General features: G+C 43.2%; 22 protein-coding genes. 19 read left to right on the forward strand and 3 right to left on the reverse strand.

Annotated features, from left to right (window positions below; translation table 11 throughout):
- Window positions 1–11: 11 nt before the first annotated feature.
- The 3 genes from ZOBGAL_RS08295 to purD all read left to right on the forward strand — a co-directional run bounded on the left by ZOBGAL_RS08295 (window position 12) and on the right by purD (window position 3,528).
- Entirely contained in the window at window positions 12–752 is a 741-nt protein-coding gene (locus ZOBGAL_RS08295; protein WP_013993111.1) for a glycosyltransferase family 2 protein, read from the forward strand.
- A 17-nt stretch (window positions 753–769) separates the two neighbouring features.
- Window positions 770–2,137, forward strand: a complete 1,368-nt coding sequence (locus tag ZOBGAL_RS08300; protein WP_013993112.1) for a sugar transferase — start codon at window positions 770–772, stop codon at window positions 2,135–2,137.
- Window positions 2,138–2,256: 119 nt separating this feature from the next.
- Window positions 2,257–3,528 carry a phosphoribosylamine--glycine ligase gene (purD, locus tag ZOBGAL_RS08305; RefSeq protein ID WP_013993113.1) on the forward strand — a complete coding sequence of 424 codons (1,272 nt, stop codon included), beginning with the start codon at window positions 2,257–2,259 and terminating at the stop codon, window positions 3,526–3,528.
- 48 nt (window positions 3,529–3,576) lie between these two features.
- On the opposite strand, the gene ZOBGAL_RS08310 is transcribed toward purD, so the two are convergent.
- On the reverse strand, window positions 3,577–3,798 hold the full coding sequence (locus tag ZOBGAL_RS08310) for a DUF6341 family protein (protein WP_013993114.1): 222 nt from the start codon (window positions 3,796–3,798) through the stop codon (window positions 3,577–3,579).
- 191 nt (window positions 3,799–3,989) lie between these two features.
- Here ZOBGAL_RS08310 and ZOBGAL_RS08315 point away from each other — a divergent pair, with 191 nt between their 5' ends.
- From ZOBGAL_RS08315 to ZOBGAL_RS08325, 3 genes are read left to right on the forward strand one after another with little or no spacing between them, the layout of a single operon-like run.
- Window positions 3,990–4,928 (forward strand): hypothetical protein, encoded by a 939-nt coding sequence (locus ZOBGAL_RS08315; RefSeq protein ID WP_013993115.1) that lies wholly within the window; start codon window positions 3,990–3,992, stop codon window positions 4,926–4,928.
- Between the two features lie 35 nt (window positions 4,929–4,963).
- A complete protein-coding gene (locus ZOBGAL_RS08320; protein ID WP_013993116.1) occupies window positions 4,964–5,566 on the forward strand; it encodes a DUF4254 domain-containing protein in 603 nt (200 codons plus the stop codon).
- Window positions 5,553–6,602, forward strand: a complete 1,050-nt coding sequence (locus ZOBGAL_RS08325; protein WP_316932905.1) for a glycosyltransferase family 9 protein — start codon at window positions 5,553–5,555, stop codon at window positions 6,600–6,602. Before ZOBGAL_RS08320 ends, ZOBGAL_RS08325 begins: the two co-directional genes overlap by 14 nt.
- A gap of 6 nt (window positions 6,603–6,608) precedes the next feature.
- Here ZOBGAL_RS08325 and ZOBGAL_RS08330 read toward each other — a convergent pair whose 3' ends face one another.
- Complete coding sequence (locus ZOBGAL_RS08330) at window positions 6,609–7,226, reverse strand: TetR/AcrR family transcriptional regulator (protein ID WP_046287825.1); 618 nt, start codon at window positions 7,224–7,226, stop codon at window positions 6,609–6,611.
- Between the two features lie 367 nt (window positions 7,227–7,593).
- Between ZOBGAL_RS08330 and ZOBGAL_RS08335 the strand changes: the two genes are divergently transcribed.
- The 9 genes from ZOBGAL_RS08335 to ZOBGAL_RS08375 all read left to right on the forward strand — a co-directional run bounded on the left by ZOBGAL_RS08335 (window position 7,594) and on the right by ZOBGAL_RS08375 (window position 18,518).
- Complete coding sequence (locus ZOBGAL_RS08335) at window positions 7,594–8,304, forward strand: TIGR04282 family arsenosugar biosynthesis glycosyltransferase (protein ID WP_013993119.1); 711 nt, start codon at window positions 7,594–7,596, stop codon at window positions 8,302–8,304.
- Between the two features lie 94 nt (window positions 8,305–8,398).
- Window positions 8,399–11,617 carry a SusC/RagA family TonB-linked outer membrane protein gene (locus ZOBGAL_RS08340; protein ID WP_013993120.1) on the forward strand — a complete coding sequence of 1,073 codons (3,219 nt, stop codon included), beginning with the start codon at window positions 8,399–8,401 and terminating at the stop codon, window positions 11,615–11,617.
- A 39-nt stretch (window positions 11,618–11,656) separates the two neighbouring features.
- Window positions 11,657–13,099 carry a SusD/RagB family nutrient-binding outer membrane lipoprotein gene (locus ZOBGAL_RS08345; RefSeq protein ID WP_046287826.1) on the forward strand — a complete coding sequence of 481 codons (1,443 nt, stop codon included), beginning with the start codon at window positions 11,657–11,659 and terminating at the stop codon, window positions 13,097–13,099.
- A gap of 79 nt (window positions 13,100–13,178) precedes the next feature.
- Complete coding sequence (locus tag ZOBGAL_RS08350; protein ID WP_013993122.1) at window positions 13,179–14,402, forward strand: ABC transporter substrate-binding protein; 1,224 nt, start codon at window positions 13,179–13,181, stop codon at window positions 14,400–14,402.
- Entirely contained in the window at window positions 14,392–15,246 is an 855-nt protein-coding gene (locus ZOBGAL_RS08355; protein WP_013993123.1) for an ABC transporter permease, read from the forward strand. The genes ZOBGAL_RS08350 and ZOBGAL_RS08355 overlap by 11 nt, the downstream gene beginning before the upstream one ends.
- Window positions 15,236–16,009: an ABC transporter permease gene (locus ZOBGAL_RS08360; RefSeq protein ID WP_013993124.1), complete on the forward strand. Its 774-nt coding sequence runs from the start codon at window positions 15,236–15,238 to the stop codon at window positions 16,007–16,009. Before ZOBGAL_RS08355 ends, ZOBGAL_RS08360 begins: the two co-directional genes overlap by 11 nt.
- Window positions 16,009–16,728 (forward strand): ABC transporter ATP-binding protein, encoded by a 720-nt coding sequence (locus tag ZOBGAL_RS08365; protein ID WP_013993125.1) that lies wholly within the window; start codon window positions 16,009–16,011, stop codon window positions 16,726–16,728. Before ZOBGAL_RS08360 ends, ZOBGAL_RS08365 begins: the two co-directional genes overlap by 1 nt.
- A 49-nt stretch (window positions 16,729–16,777) precedes the next feature.
- Window positions 16,778–17,698, forward strand: a complete 921-nt coding sequence (locus tag ZOBGAL_RS08370) for a nucleoside hydrolase (protein ID WP_013993126.1) — start codon at window positions 16,778–16,780, stop codon at window positions 17,696–17,698.
- Between the two features lie 34 nt (window positions 17,699–17,732).
- On the forward strand, window positions 17,733–18,518 hold the full coding sequence (locus ZOBGAL_RS08375; protein WP_013993127.1) for a patatin-like phospholipase family protein: 786 nt from the start codon (window positions 17,733–17,735) through the stop codon (window positions 18,516–18,518).
- A 41-nt stretch (window positions 18,519–18,559) separates the two neighbouring features.
- Here ZOBGAL_RS08375 and ZOBGAL_RS08380 read toward each other — a convergent pair whose 3' ends face one another.
- Window positions 18,560–19,609: a ferredoxin--NADP reductase gene (locus tag ZOBGAL_RS08380; protein WP_013993128.1), complete on the reverse strand. Its 1,050-nt coding sequence runs from the start codon at window positions 19,607–19,609 to the stop codon at window positions 18,560–18,562.
- A gap of 127 nt (window positions 19,610–19,736) precedes the next feature.
- Here ZOBGAL_RS08380 and ZOBGAL_RS08385 point away from each other — a divergent pair, with 127 nt between their 5' ends.
- The 4 genes from ZOBGAL_RS08385 (at window position 19,737) to ZOBGAL_RS08400 (ending at window position 23,173) form a co-directional block, all read left to right on the forward strand.
- Window positions 19,737–20,075, forward strand: a complete 339-nt coding sequence (locus ZOBGAL_RS08385) for a PadR family transcriptional regulator (RefSeq protein WP_046287827.1) — start codon at window positions 19,737–19,739, stop codon at window positions 20,073–20,075.
- 64 nt (window positions 20,076–20,139) lie between these two features.
- Window positions 20,140–20,859, forward strand: a complete 720-nt coding sequence (locus tag ZOBGAL_RS08390; protein ID WP_148560697.1) for a hypothetical protein — start codon at window positions 20,140–20,142, stop codon at window positions 20,857–20,859.
- A gap of 61 nt (window positions 20,860–20,920) precedes the next feature.
- On the forward strand, window positions 20,921–22,390 hold the full coding sequence (locus ZOBGAL_RS08395; RefSeq protein ID WP_013993131.1) for a DUF5687 family protein: 1,470 nt from the start codon (window positions 20,921–20,923) through the stop codon (window positions 22,388–22,390).
- A gap of 54 nt (window positions 22,391–22,444) precedes the next feature.
- A complete protein-coding gene (locus tag ZOBGAL_RS08400; protein WP_013993132.1) occupies window positions 22,445–23,173 on the forward strand; it encodes an ABC transporter ATP-binding protein in 729 nt (242 codons plus the stop codon).
- The last annotated feature ends 379 nt before the right edge of the window (window positions 23,174–23,552 follow it).

The following is a 23,552-nucleotide window of genomic DNA, read 5'->3' on the forward strand; positions in this document are numbered from 1 at the left end:
AATTTTTTTTAATGGTTAGTATAATAACACCCGTCTATAACTCAGAAAAGTATATTACTCATTGTATTGAGTCTGTACTCGCCCAAACCTACGGTAATTGGGAGCATATTCTTGTTGATGACTGTTCTACAGATAAGAGTATTGCAATAATATCTGAGTATGCGAAAAACGACACACGAATTCGTCTTTTGCAATTAGAGAGTAATAGTGGTGCGGGTATAGCAAGAAATACGGCCATAGAAGCCGCCAAAGGGCGTTATATAGCCTTTTTGGACAGTGATGATGCTTGGCTTCCCCAAAAGTTAAAGACGCAAGTATCCTTTATGCAGGATAACAACTATTATTTTACGTATACGGCCTATGACAAAATGAATGAATTGGGTGAATCTCTGAATCAACCTGTAAATGTAAAATCTAAAACCACCTACCGTTCTGCTTTATTCAAAAACCCTATTGGCTGTTTGACCGCAATGTATGATGTAGATTTTTTTGGGAAACAATATATGCCGGAGATTCGTAAGCGCCAAGATTATGCACTTTGGCTGAAATTATTGAAGAAAACCGACGCCTATGGCTTAGACAAGATATTATCTACTTACAGAATAGGCAATGAATCAATATCTTCCAATAAGTTTAAATTGATTAAATATGAATGGCGAATTTACCGAGAAGTAGAAGGCTTATCCCTCTTACAATCTATATTTTATACCGTTTCCGCAATCATTTTAAAATTGAAAAGCTACATTTGGTAGTTCAAAATTATTAAGAAATGCCTAGGCCTTCCATTTTAAATTCTGTAGAACGAAAGTTTATACTGTTTGTAGGTGACTTAATTATTATTTTGGCATCGTTGAATGTACTTGTCAATAATGCTATTGATGCCAAGTATATCCTAATGGGCATTAAAGTAATTGTTTTTTCATTCGGAATAACTAGTTACTTGGTATTAGCGTATATTCTAGAATTTTATAATCTTGAGAAAGTATCGAATCGCAAGAAGGTTTTTTCGCAATCGCTCTATATAAGCGGATTATATGTTTTGGCGGTCTTCCTCTTCTTGGTCATCGTTTACGATGTCAGTTTTTGGCGAATGCCCTTATTGTATTTTTTGGTACTTACCCCTATAGAGATCGGTCTTTGGCGATTGTTCTTTAGAAATATATTTAGCGTGATTCCCGTTACTAAGAATGTGCTTTATATCTACGACGGGCATGCAATGGGCACGGTAAAGGACGACATCGGATTAATCAACGGGGATGAGATGAAGACCTTTTACAAGGTTAAGCTGACCTACCCCTTAGATGACGCCAATTACTTTAATAAGCCATCGTTTATGTCGGCAGCCGATAAAATTGATGCCTACATTATAAACCTCCGAAGCTATGACGACTTGCCCAAAGATTTAGAGAAAATGCTCTTAAGGGCTATTTTGTTGGGAAGGGAAGTGGTAACATTTACTTCGTTCTACGAGAATACTTACGAAGCTTTGCCCATTAGATCTCGAAATGATAGCTTTTACGAGATATTGCAGTTGAGAAACCGAAAAATACGATACCTAGGTAGAATCTTTACCTTCAGTGTAAATTTTATACTCTCTATTGTAGTGGGGCTCATTTGTGTCTTTTGTATCCCCATAGTTTGGTTCTTAAACCTTTTTTTCAATAAGGGCCCCTTATTTTACACCCAAAAGCGGGTCGGCTTACACGGTAAGGAATTCAAGATATATAAGTTCAGGTCAATGGTCGTCGATGCCGAGAAAAGTGGTGCGGCCATGGCCAAGGCCAATGATGCGCGAATTACCCCCTTTGGAAAAATATTGAGGTTGTTCCGAATTGACGAGTTGCCACAGATCATTTCCATAATCAATGGCGATATGCAATTTATCGGTCCGAGACCCGAGCGTAAGGTGTTTGTAGACCAATTGAACGAAATGATACCTTATTACGGGGTTCGGCACTTGATCAAACCGGGAATTACCGGATGGGCCCAAGTAAAATATAAATACGGGGAAAACCTTGAAGACTCGATCCGTAAGCTTGAGTACGACCTGTATTATGTCAAGAACAAATCCATAACACTCGATTTTCGAATATTGTTCAAAACCGTGACCACAGTTCTGTTTTCCAGGGGCGTTTAACCTGGTGATTCCTAGGGCTGCCATTGCCAGGTTCTATAGAGCTGGCACAACAAATGAATATTTTGTGCATTTTAGTGCTAATTCCACTTCAAAACGTATTTTTGCGCAAACCTTAGAACATGAATATTCTTATTTTAGGTGCCGGAGGTCGTGAGCACACCTTGGCATGGAAGCTTAGCCAAAGTTCCAAATTGAACCATCTTTTTGTCGCACCCGGAAACGCCGGTACACGCGAAGTCGCTACCAATTTGCCAATTGGGGTAAACGATTTTGAGGCCATTAAGGAAGCGGTCTTGGAAAATGATATCGATTTGGTCGTGGTCGGCCCCGAAGACCCGTTGGTAAACGGGGTTCATGATTTCTTTTTAAACGATGCCGCTATTCGGCATATACCGGTTATCGGTCCGCAAAAGGCCGGTGCCGAACTTGAAGGCAGTAAAGAGTTCGCCAAAAAGTTCATGATGCGCCATAACATACCTACGGCGGCCTACCAAAGCTTTACTTCTGAAACCTTACGGCAAGGGTATGATTTTCTCGAAACCCTACAAGCGCCATATGTGCTAAAGGCAGATGGATTGGCAGCGGGTAAGGGAGTGGTCATTCTCGAAGATATTGAAGAGGCCAAGAAAGAACTAAAGACCATGCTTGTCGATGCTAAATTCGGCGCAGCAAGTACCACAGTGGTCATTGAAGAGTTTTTATCGGGAATCGAACTTAGCGTCTTTGTCTTGACCGATGGGGAAGGGTACAAGGTTTTGCCTACGGCCAAAGACTATAAACGCATAGGTGAAGGCGATACCGGATTGAATACAGGCGGTATGGGGGCCATATCCCCTGTTCCTTTCGCAGATGACAGCTTTATGGATAAGATACACGAGCGAATCGTAAAACCGACCGTAGAGGGGCTTAAAAAGGATAATTTGCCGTATAAGGGCTTTATCTTTATCGGTCTGATCAAGGTGGGCGAGGATCCAAAGGTTATCGAGTACAATGTTCGGATGGGCGATCCCGAGACCGAAGTCGTAATCCCGCGTATCAAAAATGACTTGGTTGAAGTTTTGGAAGCCGTGGCCCAAGGAAGGCTCAATGAAATAGATCTAGAGCTCGATCCGCGTACGGCATCGACCGTAATGTTGGTTTCGGGCGGTTATCCCGAAGCATATACCAAGGGGATAGAGATCAAAGGCTTTGAAGGAGTAGAGGATTCATTGGTCTTTCATGCAGGTACACAATTGAAAGACGGCAAGGTGGTTACCAGCGGGGGTAGGGTAATGGCGATTACTTCCTATGGCAACGATTTTAAGGAAGCCTTGGCTACATCCTACAAGAACATCGAAAAAATCAAGTTCGATAAGATGAATTATAGAAAAGACATTGGGTTCGATCTTTAAGAAAGAATCCAATGTCTTTAAAATCCTAAGCTAATAAGGTACTAGGATTTATAGGTATGAATGGGAAGAAATCGATTTGTCTTCTTCATCATTGTCACTGTATTGTTTCAATTGCAGCATCCAATAAACAAATGCGGCAAAACAAATGGCCATAAGGATCCAATTCAATGTATTGGCGCCCCACCAGCTGTGCATGTGACGCAATTGATCAAGTGGCCAAAACAAGTGGTTTACGAACAAATCCTCTATTCCTTTAAAAAATGATGTCATCTTAGCTATATTTACGTGTGCAAAAGTATAAAAAAGCTGAGAAACTTTCTAAATTTTAATCGTTGCTATCGGGCAGCTCCCTCTTTTACCTGTCGTTGGTCGTAGTGTTTAAGAGGTATTTCGGAAAGTTTTAGGGTAAGCTCGTACCGGCAATATTCAGGCCGTCTCATTTATAAATAGATAGTTTTCAGATGATATCAATCATTTTTGGCAAGACAAAGCCAATAAATTTTATAATCGTTTATTCGTTTCTTTTTGTTTTCTATTGGTTCGCCCATTACTATCTTTTCCAAAGAGTTTACGAACCCTTTGACCTGATATGGCATGTTTTTATTTTGGCGGTACTGTTTTTCAGTGTTTTTCTCGTCAATTTTATAGTGAAGCGAAACAAGGTTACCGGGCTAAACTCCTATGCCATCCTTTTCTACGGTCTTTTGGTCGTTATTTTTCCTGAGACCCTGATCGATTCCAATGCGGTCTTCTGTAGTTTCTTTCTTTTACTGGCCATACGTAGGCTTATTAGCTTGCGTTCCCTGAAAAATATAAAGTTTAAGATTTTTGATGCCACCATTTGGATCCTGGCGGCCAGCCTTTTTTATGATTGGGCCTTGTTGTACATGATCCTCGTTTTTGCCGCCATCTATTTTTATGAACCGAAAAATATCAGGAACTGGCTTGTGCCCTTGGCCGGGGTTTTTACCGTGGTTATGATAACCGAATGCGTGCTTGTGCTGGCCAATAATCAACAATTTTTTGTGGATCATTATACGTTTCAGGCTTCATTTGATGTAAATTATTTTTCCTATTGGGGGCATAGTTTCAAGTTGATACTTTTCGCCTTGGCTACCTTTGTTGCGGGGCTACTGGCTTTTTTAAAACTGGGAAAGGCGGGCTTTGGCAAGGTGGTTACCATGCGTTTAATAGCTTTCTCCTTTGTTATAGGCCTTGTACTGAACGTATTTATGTTGACCGATAACGTGTATCCGGTGATGATCACCTTTTTTCCATCCGTAGTGTTCATGACCAAATATGTCGAGTCGCTCAGAAAGGCGAACATGCGCGAAATCGTACTTATGGCCGCCGTAGTAATTCCTTTTTTGGTATTGGCAACGGGCATTGCCATCAAATAATTTATGAATAACTTTGCCTTTAAAGCTATAAAGAGATGTTCAGTAAGTTCGCCTACTCAATTTTTGAAGAAAGTATTCAAAAGTACCACGTCATAGACGATGTTTATCAACCTTTCGAAAACCCTTATCCCAAAGATGATATTGCACACTTGCTCTATCGTAAGAACTGGATAGATACCGTACAATGGCATTACGAAGATATTATTCGCGACCCCGACATCGCTCCTGCCGATGCCTTGGTCCTAAAAAGAAAAATTGATGCGAGCAATCAAGACCGAACCGACTTGGTCGAATTTATAGATAGTTATTTCCTTAACAAGTACAAAGATGTTGAGGTGAAGGAGGGTGCAACGATCAACACCGAAAGTCCGGCTTGGGCCATAGATCGTCTATCCATCCTGGCATTGAAAGTTTACCATATGCAAGAAGAGGTCGGCCGCACCGATGCTTCTTCCGAACACATTGAAAAATGTACCCAAAAACTGAACATACTGCTCGAACAGCGTAAAGACCTTTCCATGGCAATCGACCAATTGTTGGCCGATATCGAGGCCGGGGATAAATACATGAAGGTATACAAGCAGATGAAGATGTACAATGACGATGAGATGAACCCTATCCTACGTGGTCAAAAATAAACCGGGACATATATTGGTCATTCGGCTATCTGCCATGGGCGATGTGGCCATGACAGTGCCTGTGCTTATTGCTTTGACCCAGCAGCACCCCAAACTGAAGGTGACGGTACTTACCCGAAAGTTCTTTGCCCCGATGTTCGAAAGCATACCGAACCTTAGTGTGTACGAGGCCGATGTAAAGGGAAGGCATAAAGGGGTCTTCGGACTTTGGAAACTCTACAAAGAGCTCCTTCAATTGAAAATCGATGCTGTTGCCGACTTGCACAATGTGTTGCGGAGCAAGGTCTTGAAGAGGTATTTTCAGTTCGGGGGAATTCCCGTTGTTCAAATCGATAAGGGCCGGGCTGAAAAGAAGGCCCTGACATCGGGTAATCCAAAATTTTTTAAACCGCTTAAGACCACGCATCAGCGATACATCGATGTATTCGTAAAATCGGGACTTCCCGTAGACGTATCGAAAAAACAGGTGTTGTCTAAACAGCGCTTATCCGAAAAAACCCTGGGGCTGATCGGGGCGAATTCAAAAAAATGGATCGGTATTGCCCCTTTTGCGGCATTTGAAGGTAAAACCTATCCCTTGGAATTAATGGAGGAAGTCGTTTCCGAACTTAATGAAAGTGAAAAGTATACTATTTTCCTATTTGGAGGAGGGGCCGATCAAGAGCGAACGCTTGAAGGCTTTAAGAAGAAGTTCAAAAACTGCTTGAACCTGGTCGGGAAACTGTCTTTTGGTGAAGAACTCGCCCTGATTTCAAATTTAGACCTCATGTTATCAATGGATAGCGGAAATGCGCACCTTGCCGCCATGTATGGCGTTCCCGTGGTTACGCTTTGGGGGGTTACCCATCCGTTCGCCGGTTTTTCCCCCTTTGGTCAAGATCTGGATAACGCCCTATGTTCCGATCGCAATACTTATCCCCTGATTCCGACATCGGTCTATGGTAATAAAATGCCGGAAGGATACGAAAAGGCCATGCATACTATACTACCCAAAACCGTTGTAGATAAACTCCAACTCATTTTAGATAGGGACTGAACCGTTTTACGCTGTAGTCGCTTTAGGTTCCAATGATTTAAAGTATTGGCGTAATTGCGACATAAAACGATATTTACGGGCACTTGGGGCCGTTTCCACCATTAGGGTCCTAACACCGATATACGAGCTCATAAGGTACACCGCAACGCCTTCACTGTCTACGTGTCTATCTATATATCCGTTGAATTTTCCGCGTTGTACCGCAGATACCAAGTTCACTTCCCAAATACGCAAGATATCGTTCAAGTGCTTCATTATGGTTTCATTCTTGCCATTGAATTCGCTGATAAAATTGCTCAGTACAAATCCAAAGTCGAATTCGTTGTGTACAGCGGTTTCCAAAGCTTCCTCAAAACACTGCGTAATAAGGTCCAGGGTGTTTTCGTGCCCTTCGATAGGTTCTATGAGCATACTGTACATTTTTCTGACCAAAAGATTTTCTATGATTTGAATAAAGAAGTCTTCCTTTGATTCAAAATGATAATAGAAAGCTCCTTTTGACAATGACAATTCTTTTAATATGTCATCAATACTAGTGTTGTAATAACCGTTTCTGTAAAAAAGCTCCAGTCCTGTTACTTGCATTCTTTGCATGGTAGCCATGCGTTTTAAACTCTTGGTCATAATTTCACGATTTGGGTTAAACCGACCGATTGGTCTCATACAAAGAACCTTCGGCATTAGGGCTATGTGAGAAATGGGGGGATGTTTTACCATTTTTTTCGATGAAAGGTAAAAATCGTTGCATAAGTGGTCATTCATCGAGTTGCTTACAAACCGGCTAGTCGGAAAATTGATGCCGATTGCCGAGTGAAAATCCATTCGAGGCCTTTTAAAATTTGCTTTTTGTCGAGCAATGGATATGTTTTGGACTTCATAACCCATATAATGTGAGAAAATACACACGCGGAAAAGAAGTATCATCACTTCTTTACTATCTTGCAGGCGAATTCAAGTAAGGTTCTTCAACTTTTACGACCAAGTTCCGCAAATGGGGCAAGCCAAAACGAATACCGCCATATTGATATTCTCTCTTTCCGCACGTCGGGAAGCAGAGCGTAAAACGCTTTTTGGCAAACGGGGCAAAAAGACCACCGAAAGTTTTTTTGATATGCTCATCGAACTTACCAAGACTACGGCCAGCCGAACCGGCGCCGATGTGGTTGTGGTGGATGAGCATCAACAAAAAGGCCGAAGTTTTGGCGAGCGATATGCCAATGCCTTTCAAGGACTTTTTAATCAAGGCTATGACAAGGTCATATCCATAGGGAACGATACGCCCGATTTAACCTCCGATATTCTTGCTGAGGCCATTGAACGGATGCAGCAAAACGATTTGCTCGTCGGGCCTTCGTCCGATGGAGGGGTCTATTTACTGGGAATGCACCGCGAATTCTTCGAGCTTGATAAATTCAAGGCCCTACCTTGGTTGCAATCGGATCTGTTGAAGACAATGCTAAACGGCTCTTTTTCGAAAGGGGCCCGAGCCTATTGCCTTGAGGAACTTTCGGATATTGATACCGTACGTCAACTGCTTCAATTTGCCTATAGTTCTGAAGACGCAGTCCTCGTAGACTTTATTTTAACCCATTTGCTTGTTTATACTGACCGGACCTTTAAGGGGGCGGTTTTGCTATATGCCAACGAACATTCGCTTTCTTCTTATTTAAGAGGCCCTCCTGCATCCTTCATAGCAGCCTAGTTGAAACCTATTTTTAGGTTAAGGGGAGAAGACGGCCATAATGTGGCGGTTTCCCTCTCGAAAAGCAAATAACAACTTCCTTATAAGATTTTTAATGAAAACAGCTATGATAGCGCTTATGCAGCTATGTGCGGTCTTGGCTTTTGGCCAGGCCAATTCATATACTGCAAAGTTAGTGGATACCGAGAATTTGCCCGTACCCTATGCAACGGTAAACGAACTTGGAACCAATAATTATGTAGTCACCGATGAATCGGGTTTTTTTACCCTTCGGACCGATGCCACTGATTTTACCATTAGTATTGCCTCTATAGGCTACACAACGAAAGAAATAAAAACGGTCAACGGAAGCCTGCCCGACCGAATTATCCTTGAACTGTCTTCAGAACAGCTCGATGAAATCGTGGTAACGGCTTTGGGAATTGAACGCGAGAAACAATCACTGGTCTCCGCCGTAACGACCGTTAAGGCCGAACAGCTTACCGAAGTACCCCTTACCAATATGGTAAACAGTCTGGCGGGTCGTGTCGCCGGTGTTCAGATTACGAATGGCTCATCGGGTGTGGGGTCTTCCTCACGTATCGTTATCCGTGGCGAGAATTCTTTGGGCGGAAGCAACCAGCCCTTATTCGTGGTTGATGGGGTGCCCATTAGCAACGAGCAGATTACGAGTGACCTAGTAAACGATGGTGCACTTCAAGAAGTGGACTTTGGTAATGGGGGCGCCGATATCAGTCCTGATGACATTGCTTCCATTTCCATTTTAAAGGGAGCAGGTTCGGCGGCCTTGTATGGGGCGCGGGCGGCCAATGGTGTCGTCGTCATCACGACCAAAAGGGGCAGAAAGAAGAAAGGTCTTGGCATAAGTATTAACAGCACATTGACCGTAGAGACTTTGTTGACCTTACCTGATTATCAAAATGAATACGGTGGAGGGTCGAATGGCGAGTATGCCTTTCAGAATGGAATAGGGGCCGGTATAAACGACGGGGGAATCAGTAGTTATGGTCCGCGTTTGGATCAAGGACAATTGATCGCCCAGTTCGATAGCCCTTCCGTTGATATTGAAGGAAACCCCGTTCGTGCGGGCGATGTCATCTCAAGGACACGGTCCGACGGCTCGTTTACCGAGATTACCCCGACACCTTGGGTATCAAGGCCCGATAACGTTCGCAATTTCTTTGAAACGGGCGTAACCTATCAAAACAATATTTCGATCAGCACGGGCGGCGAAAAAGGGAGTGCACGCTTGTCGTACAGTAACCTGAAGAACGACGGCATCGTTCCCAATACGGACCTAAAACGAAACGGTCTCGCCATTAGCGTCGACCAAAAGCTACATGGGAAACTCAAGGTCAAGGCCTTCCTTAACTATATCAATACGCGTAGTGGCAACCGTCCTAATTTGGGCTATGGATATGAAAATCCGCTATATGGGTTCAACTGGACGGGCCGCCAGACCAATATCGAATCGTTGCGCGACTACTGGCAGGCCGGTCAAGAGGGAATACAACATTTTGACTTTAACTACCTGTGGCTGACCAATCCGTACCTGACCGTTTTTGAGAACACCAATAGCTTCAACAAAAACCGGATTTTAGGTAATGCGTCCGCTACGTACGATATCTCCGATAAATTGCGCTTAAGCCTTCGGGCAGGTATCGATACCTACGATGATAAAAGGGAGTTTCGCCGAGCGGTCAGTACCAACCAGAATCCCTTGGGTACCTACCGCGAAGACGATGTACGTTTTCGGGAGTTGAATACCGATTTTCTTCTTTCTTATTCCGATAAGATCAATGAAGATGTAAAATACAACCTATCGGTAGGAGGCAATCGTTTCGATCAAGATATTCAATACAAATATTCCGAAGCCTCACAATTGGCCATTCCGGGCATTTATACCTTGGCCAATTCACGGACTCCTTTAAAGGGCGACAGTCAGAAATTCCGTAAACGCATTAACAGTGTGTATGCGAGCGGCAACCTGTCTTATAAAAACTCCCTTTATTTTGATGCCACTTTCCGAAACGACTGGAGTAGTACACTGCCAAATGATAGCAATTCATTTGGCTATTATTCAGCGGGACTCAGTTATGTGGTGAGCAACATGTTTACCTTGCCCGAAGCCATATCGTATCTAAACCTGAGGTTCAGCGCGGCCAGTGTAGGTAATGACACCGACCCCTACCAGAACGTGCAGAATTTTGTGTTCAACCAAAATTACGGCTCTAGTTTTAGGGTGACCAATGAAACGGTCTTGAAAAATGCCAATCTAAGGCCCGAGCGCTTGAATGCCTTGGAAGCGGGTGTAGAAGCTTGGTTTTTAGACGGAAAGCTTCAATTGGACCTGGCCGGGTATCAAAACACCAGTATCGACCAGATCATCTCACGGCCCATATCACAGACCAGTGGTTTCGCGAACTTTAACGTAAACGGGGGAGAGGTGAGAACCCGTGGTTTTGAAGCCTTGGCGAGTGCCGCCTTGGTACGTTCTGAAGATTTCGGGTGGCAATCATCGGTGAATTTCTCAACCTACCGCAGTGAAGTCACCAAGTTGCCCGATGGGGTCGATCAGTTTGTAACGGGCACGGCCGATATTTTTTCCGGTGGGGGAGGCTCCAATACCGTTTTTTATATCGCTAGGGAAAATGGTCGTGTAGGCGATATGTACGGTACCGGCTTTGTTGAGGTCGATGGAAAAACCCTGTACGGTGCCAACGGACTTCCGATCCAAGATGGAAACTTAAGGCTTTTGGGCAATTACAATCCTGATTTTACCCTAGGTTTCAATAATAGGTTTTCCTATAAAAATATCGATTTGACCGTGCTTTTCGATTGGCGAAAGGGCGGAACCATTGTTTCCCGTATTAAGGCGTTAGGGAGTACTTCCGGTGTTTTAAAAGAAACCTTGGTCGGCCGTGAAGAGGGCATTATCGGCGATGGGGTCGTGAACGTGGGCACGGTAGAAAACCCGCAATATGTACCGAATACCACTTCTGTACCTGCCAGCCAGTTTTACAATAATTTTTATGATCGAGGAAATGAAGACAGCGCCCTCTACAGTGCTTCCTATGTGAAGTTGCGCCAAGTTGGCCTGTATTACAACCTTCCTGAAAAAGTGTCGAAATCTATCGGTTTTCAGAACATTAAATTGGGCTTGGTAGGTAGTAATTTATTGCTATTTACCGAAAACCCGCATTTCGACCCAGAACTGAATGCGCTACAAGAACAGCGGATCGTTTATGGGGTGGAAGACTTTTCATATCCGTCCACAAGAAGTTTCGGCTTTAGTGTTAAAACTGATTTTTAAAGGGAAGGAACAATGAGCGGAAATCAAAAAATTAAAACAATGAACAAATTATATATACTGGGTTTTATAGGGTGTATCGGACTGCTGGGTGCTTGTACCGATGATTTCGAGGAACTCAATGAAAATCCCAACGCCCCGGAAAACGTAGATCCACAGTTTTTATTGGCGAACGTTATTTCAGTTGAAGCGGATCAAAATGCCTTCTATCAAGGGTTTCGTTTGGCAAATTATATCGAGCAGTTTGCCGCCAGTGTCGAATTTGAACGGATCGACCGCTATGAAATGGGAACGAACAGTGAATATTGGAATATCATTTTTCAATTGCTGAGCGATATCAAATCGATGCGCGAACTACCGGGAACTAACGAAGCTTACAATGCCGTAGGCGATATTATGCAGAGCTTTTTATTCTCTCAACTCACCGATTTATGGGGAGATGTGCCCTACACCGAAGCCGTAAAGGCCCTCGACGGGCAGTTTACACCTGCCTACGACACCCAGGAAAGTATTTATACCGACCCGGAAAGAGGAATTCTCGCCGTTTTGGAGCGTGCCGCGACTACCTTGGAAAATTCCAATGCGACTATAAATGGTGACGTGTTGTTCAACGGAGACCTGAACAAATGGGTACGTTTTGCCAATTCATTGCGTTTAAGGTACCTTATGCGCATTAGTAAACGCTTAAGCGATTATTCGGAGATACAGGCTTTGGCCAGTTCTGGCAAACTGATGCAGTCGAATGCCGACAATGCGGTATTGCCCTATTTAAATTCCGCCCCGAACCAATACCCTATGGCCTTGTCGTCTTTGGGATTATACCAAGAGCACCGTATGACAACTACCGTAGATTCGGTATTGACCCTGTGGAACGACCCAAGGGTAGAGGTGCTATACAAACCAACACAGGCCAGTGTTAATGCGGGCACACCTGAATATAAAGGGTTGCGTAACGGCCAAGACCGCGAAACCATCGCGGAAAAGGGAATCGACCTAAATGATATTTCTTTGTTCGGTGCCATTTTTAGGGATGTACCCGACGCGGTAGATGCCCAATTTATGCAGTATTCAGAGGTTCAATTCGCCTTGGCGGAAGCTGCGGAAAGAGGATATATTACCGGTGATGTTGAAGCTTATTACAGAGCGGGTATTGCGGCCAGTTTCGAATATTATAAGGTGGGGCTTCCAGAAGGGTACCTAGACCAAGAGGCAGTGACCCTCAACGGTAGCGATAACTTGACCAAGATTATGACCCAAAAGTGGCTCAGTCTTATTTCCAATGGTCATGAAGCGTGGTTTAACGTACGCAGAACGGGCATTCCCAAGCTGAAGCCCGGGCCGGACAATTTGAATGACAATAAATATCCCGTTCGGTATTTATATCCGGAATCCGAGCAAGCGACCAATAGTGTCAATTACAAGGCTGCGGCAGAACGTATCGGCGGGGATAATATCAACAGCCCATCCTGGTGGGAAAAAGATTAATTAAAGATGATAGCGAAGTTTTTTAAAGGTTCAGCGGATTAAGCGACTAAGGGCCACAGATAACCATGAAGTTTAAAAAATGAGGAAAATCAATTATATACTAGTCGGTTTATTATTGGGGGCGATACTGCTTTCCTGCGGGGAGAAAGCCTCAAAGAACGATGAGCGGCTCAAAACGGCGACCTGGGAATCTATTGCGTCCGAGGCGCGTGGAACCACGGTCAATTTTATGATGTGGCAGGGCAGTACCGCCATTAATGATTATATCAATAATTATGTGGTTCCTACCGTAAAGGAAAAATATGATATCGACTTGCAGATCAGCGGAGGGCAAGGTCCGGAAATTGTGCAGTTGGTCATGGGCGAAAAACAAGCCGATAGAGAAGAGGGCCAAGTAGACATGGTGTGGATCAATGGGGAGACCTTTTTTCAATTAAGAAAGATAAACGGCCTATGGGGGCCATTCGTAGAACAGCTTCCCAACTCCGCTTTGATCAATTTTGAAGACCGTTTCATCAGTACCGATTTTCAGCAGCCTATAAATGGCATGGAAGCCCCGTGGAGCATAAATCAATTTGCAATCGTATACGATTATAAGAAGGTGCCGAACCCGCCCAAAAGCATTCCCGAACTTGAAAATTTCATCAAAGAGCACCCTGGTACATTTACCATATCGAACGATTTTACAGGAATGACCCTTTTAAAGAGTTTATTGGCAGAATTGGGTGGAAGTCCGAATGCATTAAATGGCCCGTTCGATGAAAAAAAATACAAGGAGCTATCTGAAAAACTTTGGAAATTCATCAACGATAACAAACGGTATTTTTGGAAGGAAGGACGTACTTTTCCCAAGGAACAATCTAAAATGAACCAGCTTTACGCCAACGGGGAATTGCTTATTGCCTATGGATTTAGTGAAGGGGGAATAGAAGATAAAGTACTGAACGGTCTCTATCCTAAAACCACAAAAGGATACGCCTGGGAAAACGGCACCATAAGAAACTCAAATTACTTGGGGATTCTTTATAATTCACCGCAAAAAGCGGGGGCCATGCAGGTCATTAATTTTTTGCTTTCCCCTGAGGCGCAATTTAAAAAGGCAGATGCAAATGGAATGGATTCCAATACCGTTTTGGCCATGGATAAGCTTGAACTCGAATGGAAAGATAAGTTCTTGGAAGCACGTAAACGCCAATATGGGCCTATCTTAGAGGAACTGGAGGCCAATGCCATTGCCGAACCCGCCCCCGAATATATGATACGTTTGTACGAAGATTTTAGAAAAAAGGTGATTGAAAACTAAAAAACCGAACATAGGAATAGTATTGTTTGTCGTCATTGGTGTGCTGCCATTTGCTGCAGCCTTTGTATACGCGCTATTGTATAGCTTTGGTATAATAGGCGTGGCGAACAACGGTTTTACCCTGCAGTTCTGGAAGTCGGTGTTGGCTTCGGGCACATTTTTTAAATCGTTGGGCTATAGTGTTGTAATTGCGTTGGTGGCCGTAAGCCTTTCCGTAGGAGGGGCCCTATGGATAACCCTCAAGTTTAGAAGGCAGTTGGAAAAACGGATCTTGTCGTTCGTCATTTATTTGCCCTTGGCCATACCGGGCATTGTTACGGGCTTCTTTACCTTTCAACTTTTTTCCAAGGGCGGTTTTTTTGCTCGGATAAGTCATAAACTCGGTTTTATTACCGAGGCTTCGCAGTTTCCCGATTTGGTCAATGATGGCCTGGCCGTCGGAATCATACTTTCTTTTATTACTATGGTCATGCCCTTTTTTGTACTGCTCTTTTTGAATGTGTACAAGAACGAACGGATAGAAGAACTTTCAATACTGGCACAATCCCTCGGGGCCAATAGCCGACAAGTGGTGCGGCGCGTGTTTCTTCCTATCCTTATTCGAAAGACATGGGTGCTTATCGTGCTCTATTTTATCTTTCTATTGGGCGCCTATGAAGTCCCTTTAATTTTAGGACAAGAATCACCACAAATGCTATCGGTGCTTATTATTCAGGAAATCAAACAATATGACCTGGATAAGATTTCAGAAGGATATGTGGTGGCCGTATTATACACCTTATTGGTGTCGGTAGCGGCCCTTGCCTTGTTTCTCCCTAAAAGAAAAAGAGCCTATGCGAGTTAATTGGAAACCTTTTGTATTGAGCCTGGTAGTGCTGTTGATCCTATTTCCCTTCGTGTACCTGGTATTTTTATCATTGGCTTCAGAGTGGCGCTTTCCCGAAGTATGGCCTTCATACCTTGGATTGAAGAACTGGGTCACTGTTTTTGGTTCGGAAACGGGACTGCTAGAGAGTTTTTTCTCATCCTTATTGATTTCGCTTTCCGTGGCGGTGTTTTCTACGGCTTCCGGGTTTATGATCAGTAAAGCGGTTTTTTACCATCCCAAGAAAAGAACCTTAACGCTATTGGCTTATTTCCCGTACATCTTGGCGCCGGTCGTGTTTGCGGCGTGTTTGAGTTTTTTCTTTTTAAAGATGGGCCTGTTCGGCAATATGACCGGTGTAGTGGTGGCTCAGTTTATCATCGCCTTTCCATATGCACTGCTGTTTTTCAGTAGTTTTTGGAATGAAAAGGTAAAGAGTTATGAAGATTTGGTGGCTACCTTGGGCGGCAACAAGTGGCAGACCTATACAAAAGTAGTATTGCCCTTGGCCAAAGGCCTTTTGATGATCTGCTTTTTTCAGACCTTTCTTATTTCTTGGTTCGAATACGGACTCACCTCGATCATTGGTATCGGAAAAGTGCAGACCCTGACCATCAAGGTGTTCATGTTCATTAAGGAAGCCAATTATTATTATGGGGCCTTAAGTTGTTGCCTATTGATTTTTCCACCCGTGGTTTTATTGTATTTTAACAAACGTTATGTGTTTAAAAAATTGGTTTGATGTTTCTTGAGGTTCAGCATATTGTAAAAAGTTTCGGTGCCGAAAAAGTGGTCAAAGACCTGAGTTTTTCGCTGCGGGCCAAGCAGACCTTGAGTATTTTGGGGAAATCGGGCTGTGGCAAGACCACCATGCTCAAGACCATAGGGGGGCTTATATCGCCCGATTCGGGAAAGATCCTGTTGGATGGTGAGGATATTACGGAGACCCGACCCGAGAAGCGCAACATCGTTTATTTATATCAGGAAGACTTATTGTTTCCACATTTGAACGCATACGAAAATATTGCTTTCGGATTAAGGCTGAAAAAAATACCGGAAGGTTTAATTAAGGAAAAGGTAGGGCATATGCTGCATAGCCTTGAACTTGAGGGGCAGGGCGAAAAAATGCCGACCCAGCTCTCGGGCGGCCAACGGCAGCGTGTTTCCTTTGGGCGGGCCATTAGTACTAATCCCTCCCTTTTACTCTTGGATGAACCCTTTGGTAGTTTAGATACGGGCACAAGGCAACGGATGCAAGAACTGTTCAAAAAACTGACCGCGGAATATGATATTACGTCCCTTTTTGTGACCCACGACCTAAAGGAGGCCGTATTGATGGGCGACCAAATCGGTTTTATGCAAAACGGGCTCTTAACCGTTTATAACGACAAGAAAGATTTTATTCAAGACCCGCAAACAGGAGTTCAAAATGAAATAGAATTTTGGGGAGGCCTAAGATAATAATCCCTAAAAAAGTTGAGTTAAAAGACAATAGTAAAATTAGATAGTGATGACGAAGAAAATGGTATGGATAGACACCGATCTTTCCGTAGGTATGACAAGACATAAGCGTGAAGGCTACTGTGATGTAGACGATGGATATGCCGTTTTACAATTGATGAAGGCCGAAAATGTTGAAATATGTGGTATCAGTGCCGTTTTTGGAAATACCCTTATCGAAAACTCCTATCCGCTGAGCCAACAAATGATTTCAGATTTTGCCTTGGGTGAAATACCGGTTTTTAAAGGGGCTGGTGAAGCTATAGATTTGAACGAGGTAAAGAGTAACGAAGCGGTAGAAGCCTTGGCAGAAGCGCTAAAAAAACAGCCTATGGTCATCATGGCCATCGGTCCGGCCACGAACATAGGGCTCTTGCTTTTAAAATATCCTGAGTTGAAATCCCGAATTTTGGAGGTCGTGCTTGTCGCCGGCCGTAGAACCCCCCAAGATTATTTTAAGATCGGCAATAAGGGCAATCATGCACAAGACCTTAATTTTGATTTGGATAATGTTGCCTTTCGGGTAATGTTCGAACACGGTGTGCCGGTAACCCTTTGTCCCTTCGAAATTTCGAGCAAGGTGTGGTTAAAAGCCGAAGATTTAGATCTTTTGGAGCAAGGGGACAAGGGCAACCAATGGTTGGCCAAGGCTTCTAGGGCATGGTTGCAACAATGGCTCGACCAAGGCGCTGAGGGTTTCAACCCCTTTGACGTACTGGCAAGTCACTATATCATCGCCCCGGAAGATATTGTATGCGAAGAACTGAACGCGCGGCTTGAAATACACCAAGACGATACCGTTCGGGAAAACGACAAACAGGTTTTTAAAGCCTATCTGCTCTGCGATAAAAGCGAAGGATTCCCCGTGAAGTACTGCTATGATGTAGTTTCGGGTTATCATAAAAAATTAATGGATAGTCTGTTGAAATAAATACCTTCGTAGTGCGACTTTCAGACAAACTACAATGAACGATATACAAACAAAATCAATTGGTCTTGTGCTTTCGGGCGGAGGGGTGCGCGGTATGGCGCATATTGGCCTTATACAAGCGATGAACGAGTTTGGCCTTTCGGCACAGGTAGTAGGAGGTAGTAGCGTGGGAGCCTTGGTAGGGGCCTTGTACGCTAATGGGAATTCTGTTTTGGATATGATGGCCTTTTTTAAGGAAACTCCCTTGTTTCGATACAATTTCTTGACCATAGCCAAACCGGGCTTCATTGATACCGATAGGTATTTTGATGTATTCAAGACCTATTTCCCCCAGAACAGCTTTGATACCCTCGAAAAGAAATTGCACGTGGTGGCCACGAACCTTCAAAAGGGAGATCTTGAATATTTTTCCGAAGGTGAACTGATCCGGCCCCTATTGGCCTCTGCTGCCCTGCCTCCGGTTTTTAGTCCCGTAGAGATGGAAGGGCAACTTTATGCCGATGGCGGCATCATGAACAACTTCCCCTTGGAACCCATAATGGGCCAAGCGGATTATATCATTGGTAGCAATGTATCGGTGGTGGGCGAACTGAATAAAAACGCCTTGAAGAATTCCTTGCAATTGACCGGAAGGGTAACAGGACTCATGATCTATGCCATCAACCGCAAAAAACTCAATGCTTGTAATCTGTTGATGGAGTTCAAGGAACTCGAAAAAATCGGTGTATTAGACCGTAAAGGAATAGAGAAGGCCTATCTCGTAGGATATGAAAACACCTGTCGCAGGTTAGAGGAACTACTGAAAAAGCCACAAGTGTAAGGTACGCTTGTGGCTCGGTTTATTTTTAGGCGATGTATTTTTTAAACATCGTCATAATCGATTTTTAAAGTTGGTGTTGTTGGGTGTGCCTGACAGGTTAAAATTAGGCCGTCGGCGATTTCCCCATCGGTAAGGATCTGATTTTTTACCATTTCGGCCTTGCCTTCGGTCACTCGTGCTATACAGCTACTACAAACACCGCCCTGACAAGAGTAGGGGGCATCGATATTCTGTTTTAGAACGGCATCGAGAACGATTTCCTTTTTATCCATGGTCAAGGTGAACTCTTCGTCATCGACCACTACGGAAACCTCGGTTTTGCCTTCGGCCTGCACCGGCATTTCATCTAAAATTTCGGTGGAGGTAAAAAGTTCAAAGTGTATTTTGTCTTTTGGAACCTTATTTTCTTGCAAGGTATCTGAAACCAAATGGATCATGGCCTCGGGGCCACAAAGGTAATAGCCGTCAAAATTTACATCCTTATGCTTGTTCTTAAGGGCATAGTTAACGGTTGAGACATCAATGCGTCCGAAAAGGGAGTCGTCCTCTTGGGTCTGGCTGGTAATGAAATATACATTGAATCGGCCTGCATAGTCCAATTCCAGTTTTGCCAAATCGGTATAGAACATGGTCTCTTTATACGACTTGTTTCCATATACCAGCACGAACTTATTGTTGGGGTTGTCGGCCAATACCGCCTTGGCAATGCTCATGATCGGGGTAATACCGCTACCGGCTGCAAAAGCGGCTATATTCTTGGGCTTCCCGGTAGGTTGAAAGGTAAATCTACCTTCGGGAGGCATGACCTCAAGTATATCGCCGACCTTAAGTTTGGTATTCGCATAATCTGAGAATCCGCCCTTGTCTACTTTTTTGACCCCAATGGTGATAGAATCGCTTTTGGGCGAAGAGCATAGCGAATAGGCTCTTCTAATTTCTTTTCCCTTCAGCTCGGTTTTAATGGTAATATACTGCCCGGGAATAAAATCGAAGGCTTGTATAAGATCTTTAGGTAAGCTAAAAGTTATGGCCACGGAACTAGGCGTGAGCGGTTTGATATGTTTTACGGTCAAGGAATGAAAATGCACCATTATTAATTTTTTGGGTCTAATGTAAACGCGAAAATAAGCATTGAAATAGCCAATTGAAACGGAAAAGATGAAAAAAAGAATACATAAATATCTTATGCATAAGGTATTTATGTATATATTTGAAGTAATGGCAAATTCAAAACTTTATAAAGGAAGTCTGAACACCATTATTTTAAAACTGTTGGAAGAACAGGGAAAAATGTATGGTTATGAAATTACCCAAAAAGTGAAGGCCCTTACCAAGGGCGAACTTCACATAACCGAAGGGGCGCTTTACCCGGCGCTTCACAAGCTTGAGGCGGAAGGCCTGCTCGATGTTGAAGTGGCCAAGGTCGACAACCGTTTGCGCAAATATTATAAACTGACCGAAGCAGGAGAAAAGGAAACCGTAAACCGTTTGGCCGAACTGGAGGAGTTTATCCGTAGTATGCAGCAATTAGTGAATCCGAATTGGAGCATTGATTGATGCTTTAAATTCAAAACATAATAAGCGATGCTTCGTCTGTTTACGAAAGCAAATTATACAATAATTGAGTGTTATGGTAGGCCTGACCCAAAATCAAATACAAGAACTCTATAAGTTTACCCGGATACATTTTGTAGAGCACTACGATCTGCAGACCGAATTGGTCGACCACTTGGCCAATGGTATAGAAGAGCAGTGGAAACGTCACCCGAAACTCAGTTTTAACGAGGCCTGTTGTTTAGAATTTAAAAAGTTTGGGGTCGCCGGTTTTCAAGATGTCATAGATAAAAAGGGCCAAGCCATACGAAAAAAATACCGCCATATCCTATGGGGGTTTTATAAAGAGTTCTTCAGATGGCCTAAAATAGGACTCATATTTGGTTTGGTCTTGTTCATAACGACCTTACTTCTTTTTATTCCGCTTGTGTTTCGGTATAACGCGGTAATAGCGATTTTTTTTCTAATAGTTCTGACCGTCTTTTACTCGGCTTTCAAAAGCAGAAGGGATAATGAATTGGAAGCGAAAAAATATGGTAAAAAATGGATGCTTAAAGACGTAATCTATTCCTATGGAAATTTAATCCATATGATAAACCTTCTACCCCTAACCCTTAATATGGGTTATATAAGAGATAGGGTTCCCATGGATAATTTTTGGGTGCTAATGGCTTTTGCCCTAGGCATTGTTCTTACCCTTATTCTTTCTTATGTTACCATTTTCGTTATTCCATCAAAGGCTGATGAATTGCTAGGGAAGACTTATCCTGAATATAAATTATTGTAATGGCTTGTAACAAACCCTATCGCTTTAAATACTAACTTACCGAACAGGTAACCCCTTTCTTATGTTTAAAAGTTTCAGTTGGCTGCAGTGGAAATCCTTCTTTAGGTCTTCATCTTTAGGCAAAAGCCTTGGGGTGAAAATAATGATGGGCTTTTTCGCGCTGTACTTTTTGGGTATGTTGTCCGTCTTGGGGTCCACATTGTTCTTTGCTTTAGAAAAGATCTTTCCCGATACGGATCCGCTTGCCATCTTAAGCCAATATCTAGTGTATTGGGTACTCGCCGAACTGTTTCTACGGTATTTTATGCAAAAGCTTCCGGTTATGGATATCAAGCCGTTTCTGGTCATTCCTATAAAAAAAAGCAGTATTGCACATTACATTCTAGGCCGTTCGGCGGTTTCTTTCTATAATTTTTTAGCCCTGTTTTTCTTTGTGCCCTTTGGGGTGGTCCTTCTTATAAAAGGCTATGCCCTTCTGAACGTTTCGTTTTGGATGCTGGGGATTATAGGAATCGTGTTGAGTGTCAACTACATCAATTTTATCATAAATAAGAGTGATAAGGCTTTGATCGTGGTCGGCACGCTTTTGTTGGCTTGCTACGGTTTGGATTATTTTCAACTCCTCCCCATAAGGGCCTATGGCGGAGGATTATTTTACGCCCTTTATGAAAATCCGTTTTATGCCATGCTTCCCTTGGGTCTTGCGGCATTGTCCTATTTTATCAATTATTCCTATCTAAGGAAACGCATTTTTTTAGATGTCTCCCTAAAAAAGGAAATGGCAGAGGCAAGTTCTTCGGAGTTGGCATGGACCCGCCGTTTCGGAGCCATAGCGCCCTTTTTGCAGTTGGACCTAAAACTCATTTGGCGAAACAAGCGGACGAGGTCACAGGTCTTTGTGTCATTGGGAATGGCCTTTTACGGATTGGTCTTCTATACTATGGAAGACTTTGGTATGCAGTCTGGAATGTTGGTTTTTGTCGGCATTTTTATGACCGGGGTGTTTTTAATGAACTTCGGGCAGTTTATTCCGGCTTGGGACAGCGCTTATTACAGTATGATGATGTCGCAGAACATTCCCCTAAGAAAATACCTGGAGTCTAAGGCGGCCCTGATTTCGGTTAGTATCGGAATTATGTTTTTGCTCTCTATTCCCTATGTTTATTTTGGGTGGGACTCCTTGGCCATAAATCTTAGTTGTGCCTTGTACAATCTAGGTGTCAACGTTCCGGTGATCCTTTTCTTTGGGTCTATGAACAAAAAGCGTATCGATTTGACCAAAAGTGCCCTTAGTAATATGCAGGGAACGAGTGCAACCCAGTTTTTGGTAGCCCTCCCGCTATTTGGAATGCCTATGGCGATTTATGGGCTATTGTCCTTTTTCGTCTCCTTTGAAGCGGCCATAATTGCCCTTTGTCTCCTTGGAATTATAGGTTTTTCCCTAAGAAATATATTGCTGGACCAAATTACTAGGGCCTACAGGAAGAAAAAATATGTGATGATTGCCGGCTTTAAGGAGCGGAACAGCTAAATCCCAATTTACTTTATGACGCTTTAAACGAAACAGGAACTTTATATCGAATCTATGCTTACCGTACAGAATCTCACCAAGAAGTATCTTGGTAAAACCGTATTGAATATCGAACAGCTTGATATACCCAAAGGACAGAGTTTTGGACTTGTAGGGAACAACGGTGCTGGCAAGACTACTTTTTTCAGCCTTTTATTAGATCTGATCCAACCCACTACGGGACATATAGTAAACCATGGGATGCAAGTAGACCAGAGCGAAGCATGGAAGCCTTTTACCTCGGCTTTTATAGATGAGAGCTTTTTGATCGGTTACCTGACCCCTGAGGAATACTTTTATTTTATCGGCGAATTGCGTAACCAAAATAAGGCCGATGTGGATACGCTATTGATGAATTTTGACGATTTCTTTCACGGCGAGATCCTAAACCAGAAAAAGTACTTGCGCGACCTTTCTAAAGGGAATCAAAAGAAAGCCGGAATCGTCGCCTCGTTTATAGGCAATCCCGATGTGGTAATCTTAGATGAGCCTTTTGCCAATCTCGACCCCACGACCCAAATACGATTAAAAGGTATAATTAAAGACTTGGCATCTAAGCAAGGGGTCACCGTACTGGTCTCTAGCCATGACCTAATCCATGTGACGGAGGTATGCGAACGCATTGTCGTGTTGAACAAAGGGGAAATTGTCAAAGATATAGAGACTTCAGAGGCTACCTTAAAGGAATTGGAGTCGTTTTTTGGGGGAAGCGAAGCTCCGCATGATGAAATATCTGCGCTATGATGCTACACCCGTAAACCGACCCTTGGGTCGGTTCTTGTTTTTTTGGCGATTCGGCACTTAGGCAAATGCATCGATAAGTTGTTGCCTATTGCCGTCTAAAGTGTATAAAACGGGCTCCTGATCTTTAAAAAGGGCAATCACAGACCACTGGGTCGGTAAAAAATAAAAGCGACTTCTTCCACTTTTTTTTAACTTCACGTATTTTGCGCAAAAAGCAAGTAAATAAGGGCCCAATTTGAAGCGGTAAATCGAAATCGAGAATAGAAAGTGGCGGTTAGCGGCGGATAATCCCTTGAAAATAGAATTTGGGTTGTGGCTGATTTTATTTTTTTTGGGCAACGCAAGGTCCGAACAATTAACTTTTTATCGACCAACTGCA

The sequence above is a fragment of the Zobellia galactanivorans genome (assembly GCF_000973105.1).
Taxonomy (GTDB): Bacteria; Bacteroidota; Bacteroidia; order Flavobacteriales; family Flavobacteriaceae; genus Zobellia; species Zobellia galactanivorans.

What these genes read in the sequence shown, in the direction of transcription:
- ZOBGAL_RS08365 (WP_013993125.1), top strand. Translation starts at nt 16,009, where the DNA reads ATGTTTCTTGAGGTTCAGCATATTGTAAAAAGTTTCGGTGCCGAAAAA.
- ZOBGAL_RS08340 (WP_013993120.1), top strand. Translation starts at nt 8,399, where the DNA reads ATGAAAACAGCTATGATAGCGCTTATGCAGCTATGTGCGGTCTTGGCT.
- ZOBGAL_RS08395 (WP_013993131.1), top strand. Translation starts at nt 20,921, where the DNA reads ATGTTTAAAAGTTTCAGTTGGCTGCAGTGGAAATCCTTCTTTAGGTCT.
- ZOBGAL_RS08330 (WP_046287825.1), bottom strand. Translation starts at nt 7,226, where the DNA reads ATGACCAAGAGTTTAAAACGCATGGCTACCATGCAAAGAATGCAAGTA.
- ZOBGAL_RS08350 (WP_013993122.1), top strand. Translation starts at nt 13,179, where the DNA reads ATGAGGAAAATCAATTATATACTAGTCGGTTTATTATTGGGGGCGATA.
- ZOBGAL_RS08310 (WP_013993114.1), bottom strand. Translation starts at nt 3,798, where the DNA reads ATGACATCATTTTTTAAAGGAATAGAGGATTTGTTCGTAAACCACTTG.
- ZOBGAL_RS08360 (WP_013993124.1), top strand. Translation starts at nt 15,236, where the DNA reads ATGCGAGTTAATTGGAAACCTTTTGTATTGAGCCTGGTAGTGCTGTTG.
- ZOBGAL_RS08335 (WP_013993119.1), top strand. Translation starts at nt 7,594, where the DNA reads ATGGGGCAAGCCAAAACGAATACCGCCATATTGATATTCTCTCTTTCC.
- ZOBGAL_RS08370 (WP_013993126.1), top strand. Translation starts at nt 16,778, where the DNA reads ATGACGAAGAAAATGGTATGGATAGACACCGATCTTTCCGTAGGTATG.
- ZOBGAL_RS08315 (WP_013993115.1), top strand. Translation starts at nt 3,990, where the DNA reads ATGATATCAATCATTTTTGGCAAGACAAAGCCAATAAATTTTATAATC.
- ZOBGAL_RS08300 (WP_013993112.1), top strand. Translation starts at nt 770, where the DNA reads ATGCCTAGGCCTTCCATTTTAAATTCTGTAGAACGAAAGTTTATACTG.
- ZOBGAL_RS08375 (WP_013993127.1), top strand. Translation starts at nt 17,733, where the DNA reads ATGAACGATATACAAACAAAATCAATTGGTCTTGTGCTTTCGGGCGGA.
- ZOBGAL_RS08320 (WP_013993116.1), top strand. Translation starts at nt 4,964, where the DNA reads ATGTTCAGTAAGTTCGCCTACTCAATTTTTGAAGAAAGTATTCAAAAG.
- ZOBGAL_RS08295 (WP_013993111.1), top strand. Translation starts at nt 12, where the DNA reads ATGGTTAGTATAATAACACCCGTCTATAACTCAGAAAAGTATATTACT.
- ZOBGAL_RS08345 (WP_046287826.1), top strand. Translation starts at nt 11,657, where the DNA reads ATGAACAAATTATATATACTGGGTTTTATAGGGTGTATCGGACTGCTG.
- ZOBGAL_RS08385 (WP_046287827.1), top strand. Translation starts at nt 19,737, where the DNA reads ATGGCAAATTCAAAACTTTATAAAGGAAGTCTGAACACCATTATTTTA.
- ZOBGAL_RS08380 (WP_013993128.1), bottom strand. Translation starts at nt 19,609, where the DNA reads ATGGTGCATTTTCATTCCTTGACCGTAAAACATATCAAACCGCTCACG.
- purD (WP_013993113.1), top strand. Translation starts at nt 2,257, where the DNA reads ATGAATATTCTTATTTTAGGTGCCGGAGGTCGTGAGCACACCTTGGCA.
- ZOBGAL_RS08400 (WP_013993132.1), top strand. Translation starts at nt 22,445, where the DNA reads ATGCTTACCGTACAGAATCTCACCAAGAAGTATCTTGGTAAAACCGTA.